This is a genomic window from Alysiella crassa DSM 2578, from assembly GCF_000745955.1.
Classification (GTDB): Bacteria; Pseudomonadota; Gammaproteobacteria; order Burkholderiales; family Neisseriaceae; genus Simonsiella; species Simonsiella crassa.
In genome coordinates, this window is sequence record NZ_JQKH01000113.1 from 1 (window position 1) to 5,643 (window position 5,643).

A 5,643-nucleotide genomic window follows, 5' to 3' on the forward strand; every position below is an offset into this window, starting at 1 on the left:
CGTCATAATCAAAAACAACTTCCTTAAAAAACCGTTGGATACGGCGATAGGAAGAGGCGTTTGTTGCTTTGGCATCAGGGAAAAACATTGCCAATTTGCTCAAATTACAGGTCTGCCGCATGGCAATGGTACACAATAAATACACAAAAACAATAACGTGGCTCTTGTGCCATTTGCAAGTTTTGGTTACGATATGGGTAAGTTCGCTCAATTCAGTCATATTGGATTAGTCGTGAGAAAATTAATACGATACCACTGAATTGATGCGGACTTCTTTTTTTATTGTACTTTTTTTGTCGTGTACTGAAAGGCTGCCTAAATTAATTGGTTTGTTGATTTACGCTTTACGTCTTGCCACCAACATGGGTTTCGTGTTGATTTTCATGCGTGGCACGGCATTGTCCACACAAAAATCACGCCACATTTGGCGAATCAAAGCGCACCAATCTGTCGCAAATTGTTCCGTATTAAACAAAGGGGATTGGGCAACTTTTTCGCGCATATTCATGTGCAACTCATTAAGTTGGGCAAAGTTTTCAGGCTGTCCCCAATACACGGCTTTGTCCACATATTCCGTTTCGCTGCGGCATACCCAATCGGGATAACCAGCCGCGCACATCATTTGCTCGCCCTGCCGCGCAATCATGCCCGCCATTGCCCAAGTCAGCGTGGGGGTTGCCATCCAAATCGCTTCGGCGGTGGTGGTGCCGCCCGTGTAGGGGAAGGTGTCCAATACAATATCCACTTGATTATAATTCAATAAATAATCCTGTCGCGCCATACTGCCCACGCAAGAGACTTTTTCCAAATCAAAACCAAATTGTTGCAATCTTTGCTTGAAAATCGCCAAATCTTCGCTGTTTTCGCCCAAACGCCCATTTTGGAAATGCCAACGGCTTTCAGGCAGCCTGCGGGCGATTTTTGCCCATGTTTGCAAAACCACATCGTTGATTTTCAAATAATTTTGATAACAACCAAAGGTAATGTAACCATTTTTCAATGCGGGTGTGGGTTCAATGGGCAAATTTAATTTGGGTTGCACGGATACATTGATGGTTTCACTTTGCCCAATGCGCCCCGCAATCACATTGCCCACTTTGCTGGCACTGGGCGCAGTCATGCACAAACGCGTGTGCGGCAAACGATAGACTTTTTCCGTGTACAAAAACTCTTCATCGTGCGGCACGCAATAGGGGTCGGCGATAATCGCTTGCATTTCAGGCAGCCCCGTTGTGCCAAAATAGCCCAACCACGCAGCCTGCAAAGGCGCGGCTTGCGCGGCAAAAATCTCCAATCGCCCACCGCCCGTGTAGCCCGATAAATCAATCAAAATATCCACATCGTCATCACGAATTTGCTGCACAATCCGCTCCAGCGACCAATATTTGATTTCGTGCCACGCCTTAAATTTTAATTTTAAATGACGCGATACGCGGTCATCAGCCGTGTGATTGTAATAGGCAAACCATTGATATTGTTGCGTTGCTTTGCCCGATAGTAGGCTTTCAATAAAAAAGCCCACCACATGATTATTCAAATCTGCCGACACCAAACCAATTTTCAATGGTTTTTCAGGCTCGCTCACGGTTTTGGGGTTGGGGGCGATGGTATTGCGGTGCGAATACATTTTGCCCACTTTTTGCGCAGCCAAAGTAATTTGGTCAGGGCGATTGGGCATGATATAGTGCCGATAAAACAAGGCGGAACCTTGCGCCCCCAAATGGTAGGGAATGCGCTCATACAAAGTCAAGGCACGAGCAAAATCGCCACGATGCGCGTCTAGCCACGCCAAACGAAAAATCGCGTCTTCGTGATTCGGGTCAATGTGCAATACGCGTTCAAATCGCGCCGAAGCAGCCGCCAAATTGCCATCGGTTTGCAATAAAAAACCATGATTAATCAAAATATTAATATCATTGGGCGACAAATTCTCTGCTTGCGCCAAATGCGACAAGGCAGCCTGAATATCTTGCAATTCATAATATAACATGCCTGTGCGCGACAAAATTTCCGCGTCTGGTTGCGGCAATTGTTGGTAAACTTCAATGGCTTGCTGTACTTGCTTATTTTGCACCAGCAAACCTGCGTACAACATTTCAATTTGGCGCACATTGGGGAAACGCACCCGCAAATCCTGCATTTTCGCCAATAAGGTGTGAATGTCATCGCTGTGGCGCGTGGCAAGCAGATGATTGTATTCGTCTTCCCATTGATTTTTCATGATTTTTCCATTAATAAAAAATAAATATTGATGATTCAGGCTGCCTTTTCGTACACGATAATTTTTTATTTTATCAACAATCTGTTCCTCCACTGCCAGCGTAAGAGGGAACAGATTTTAGGCAGCCTGAAAGATGAAATTTTACGTTAAAAAAACAAAGCGCGTAAACCAATTACCATACTTTTCAGGCTGCCTGAATGGCACCACGTCAATTATGACAATATTTCGCCACAAAATCATTGCCAAATTTCCCCAAACAGCCGCATAATCAAGTTTACAAAAATATACACAAACCACACACCCCAAATCTACTCCATCACGCCGACAGACTGCGGCGCGGTGGCTTCACAAACCTCATGATAAGGAGACGCTTCATGAATCAGTCTAAATTAATGTTGTGGTCCATTACCGTTGCGCTGGCAGGTTTTCTGTTTGGCTTTGACACGGTGGTGATTTCGGGTGCAGACAAAGCCTTGCAAGAAATGTGGAACAGTACGCCTTTGTTTCATGGTTTGGTGGTGATGTCGTCTGCGTTGTGGGGGACGGTGGTGGGTGCGCTGTTTGGCAGTATTCCCACCGACCGCATTGGGCGTAAAAAAACGCTGATTGGTATTGGCGTGTTGTATGTGGTCAGTGCGATTGGTTCGGCGGTGGTGTCTGACCCGTATTCATTTGCCTTTTTCCGTTTTATTGGCGGTTTGGGGGTAGGGGCTTCTACCATTGCTGCGCCCGCTTATGTTACCGAGATTGCGCCTGCTGAAAAACGCGGTCGCTTGGTGGCGATGTACCAATTCAATATTGTATTTGGTATTTTGATGGCGTATTTGTCTAACTTTTTGATTGCCAATTTGGATTTGGGCGCAAACACTTGGCGTTGGATGTTGGGCATTGAAGCCTTGCCTGCGATTGTTTACACTTTGATGGTGATGGTTGTGCCCATGTCGCCACGCTGGTTGATGATGAAAGGTCGCTACGAAGAAGCCAAAGCTGTATTGCAGCAAGTCAATCCTGACGCTAAATTGGATGACTTAATCGTTGCCGCCAAACACGACAGTGAACAAAAACGCGAAAGCCTGTGGCTGAAAAAATACCGCAAACCCGTTTTGCTTGCCTTTCTGATTGCGTTTTTCAACCAAGTATCGGGGATTAATGCGTTTTTGTATTACGCGCCACGCATTTTTGAAATTGCGGGTTTGGAGCAAAGTGCGGCATTGTTGAGTAGCGTGGGCATTGGTGTGATTAACCTGATTTTCACCTTTGTCGGTTTGTCTTTGATTGACAAATTTGGTCGCCGCCAATTGATGTATATTGGTTCGTTTGGTTATATTGTGTCTTTGGGTTTGGTGTCGCTGGCGTTTTTCTTGGAATGGAAGGGTATGGTGGTGCCATTGTTCTTCTTCCTGTTTATTGCCGCGCACGCGATTGGGCAAGGCACGGTGATTTGGGTGTTTATTTCCGAGATTTTCCCCAATCATTTACGCGCACAAGGTCAAGCATTAGGCAGTTCAACCCATTGGTGGTTGGCAGCAGCGATTCCTGCGGCGATTCCATTTTTGTTTGACAGCATTGGTGCGGCGTGGGTATTTGTGTGCTTTACCGTGATGATGGTGGTTCAATTATTCTTTGTGATGGTAATGATGCCAGAAACCAAAGGCGTTTCTTTGGAAGAATTATCCAAATCATTGATTAAAGAATAATTTAATTCAAAAAGGCAGCCTGAAAAGGGAATCCAATTTTCAGGCTGCCTGTTATTTTTTATTTTAAACCATGTTTCCTAAACGGCAATTGTTTCCACAAAATGAAGTGGGTACAATACCGTTTTTTCACATTCATCAAGGATTTTCATTATGAGCAAAAACATTGCCGTATTTGTTGGTTCAGCCAGCAAAACTTCGTTCAATCACGCCGTGGTACGCCATTTGCAAAACATCGCGCCCAGCGATTTGCAATTCAACATCGTGGAATTGGGCGATTTGCCCGTTTACGACCGCGATTTGGACGAACAAGACGTGCCAGCCTACAACCGCGTACGCGAAGCGATTAAAGCGGCTGACGCGATTTTGTGGGTTAGCCCAGAGCATAACGGTCAAGTTTCCGCGATGTTGAAAAACGCGATTGACGTGGGTTCACGCCCAGCAGGTCAAAGCGCGTGGATTGGTAAAAAAGTCGGTTTGGTAACTGTGAATGCGCGTGGTTCGGAAAACGTTATCAATCAATTGCGTGAATTGGCAAACGCCACATACATCAATATGCAAGTTGCGCCCGTAGCGGCAAATGTGGGCGGCATTTTCGCTGGTTCAATCAACGAGCAAGGCGAAATCGTTGCCGATGAAGTGAAAGCGAATTTGCAAAACTTCATCAATGAATTTGTGGCATTTGTGGCGTAATTCACAATAAAAAAACACCGTTTCAGTTGCGAAATTGAAACGGTGTTTTTGCATTTCAGGCAGCCTGAAAACCCATCAACAACGCCCCTTGCTTGACTCTAATTTAAATAGTAAAGTAACGGCTTATTATCATTGGCATTGGTAATTGTTCTGGTGTTCTGGGAATTTTAAAATGAAAAAAGCATTCTTAACCATATTTGGTGCGATGAGTTTGGGATTATTTTCCCAATCAGCATTGGCAAATTGTTATTGTCAAGTGGGGCATTTGCACGGTAATGTCTGTTTGGTTCCGCAAACAGGGGTAAATGGTCAAACTCAAATGGTACATCTTAATCCAATTTGTTCTGGTGGAAATTCTTCTGGTTCATCCCAACAACCCATTGAGTTTAGTATCGCAGAAAGAGCAGTCATCAATAGCACCAATGAAATGGCATTGGCATTTAGTGCCAAAACAGGGCAATATGGTTTGATTTTGCAAAATCAGGGGCGTTTTTTGCGGGGGCAAGATTTTTTGACACAATCAGGGTTAAATGAAAAGGCGATGTTAATTTGCACCGCCAAATCCACCAATACCACGCTTGAATTCCTTACCCATAAACGCAATAAAAAACAAGCCCAAAAATTAATGGCTGAAAGCGGTTGTGAATTAGAAAGTTTAAAACAATTTGGTGAGCCTTATAGTCATTTAATGCTCTATCGCGGACAAAATGCACAAGGCAAATGGGGAAATTATTGGATACAATATCATTTGAACCAATCGCAACAAGCCGTAAATAGTGCGATTGCGACAATGAAAAATCAATGCCAAAGCGAAAATAAATCTTGTGAATACATTGGCGATTTTCATCAAGAAGGAATGTATTGATGAAATAGGCGATAAGAAAACAGGCAGCCTGAAAAGTTTTTTGACGACTTTTCAGGCAGCCTTTCAGTACACGACAAAAAAAGTACAATAAAAAAAGAAGTCCGCATCAATTCAGTGGTATCGTATTAATTTTCTCACGACTAATCCAATATGACTGAATTGAGCGAACT

The 5,643-nt window shown here is 44.1% G+C and carries 4 protein-coding genes and 1 pseudogene; 3 read left to right on the forward strand and 2 right to left on the reverse strand.

Features of this window, described 5'->3' with window-relative positions:
- Together Q338_RS11795 and Q338_RS11800 are read right to left on the reverse strand one after the other, a co-directional pair.
- Positions 1-220 (reverse strand): annotated as a pseudogene (locus Q338_RS11795) (IS4-like element ISAba33 family transposase); the annotation flags it as partial.
- A 117-nt stretch (positions 221-337) separates the two neighbouring features.
- Positions 338-2,221 carry an O-linked N-acetylglucosamine transferase, SPINDLY family protein gene (locus tag Q338_RS11800; protein ID WP_034295700.1) on the reverse strand — a complete coding sequence of 628 codons (1,884 nt, stop codon included), beginning with the start codon at positions 2,219-2,221 and terminating at the stop codon, positions 338-340.
- A gap of 374 nt (positions 2,222-2,595) precedes the next feature.
- Here Q338_RS11800 and Q338_RS11805 point away from each other — a divergent pair, with 374 nt between their 5' ends.
- The 3 genes from Q338_RS11805 to Q338_RS11815 all read left to right on the forward strand — a co-directional run bounded on the left by Q338_RS11805 (position 2,596) and on the right by Q338_RS11815 (position 5,473).
- Positions 2,596-3,918 carry a sugar porter family MFS transporter gene (locus Q338_RS11805; RefSeq protein ID WP_034295703.1) on the forward strand — a complete coding sequence of 441 codons (1,323 nt, stop codon included), beginning with the start codon at positions 2,596-2,598 and terminating at the stop codon, positions 3,916-3,918.
- 150 nt (positions 3,919-4,068) lie between these two features.
- The gene (locus Q338_RS11810) at positions 4,069-4,608 is read left to right on the forward strand and encodes an NADPH-dependent FMN reductase (protein ID WP_034295705.1); all 540 of its coding nucleotides are present in this window, start codon (positions 4,069-4,071) and stop codon (positions 4,606-4,608) included.
- Between the two features lie 172 nt (positions 4,609-4,780).
- On the forward strand, positions 4,781-5,473 hold the full coding sequence (locus Q338_RS11815; RefSeq protein WP_034295707.1) for a hypothetical protein: 693 nt from the start codon (positions 4,781-4,783) through the stop codon (positions 5,471-5,473).
- Positions 5,474-5,643 lie beyond the last annotated feature (170 nt).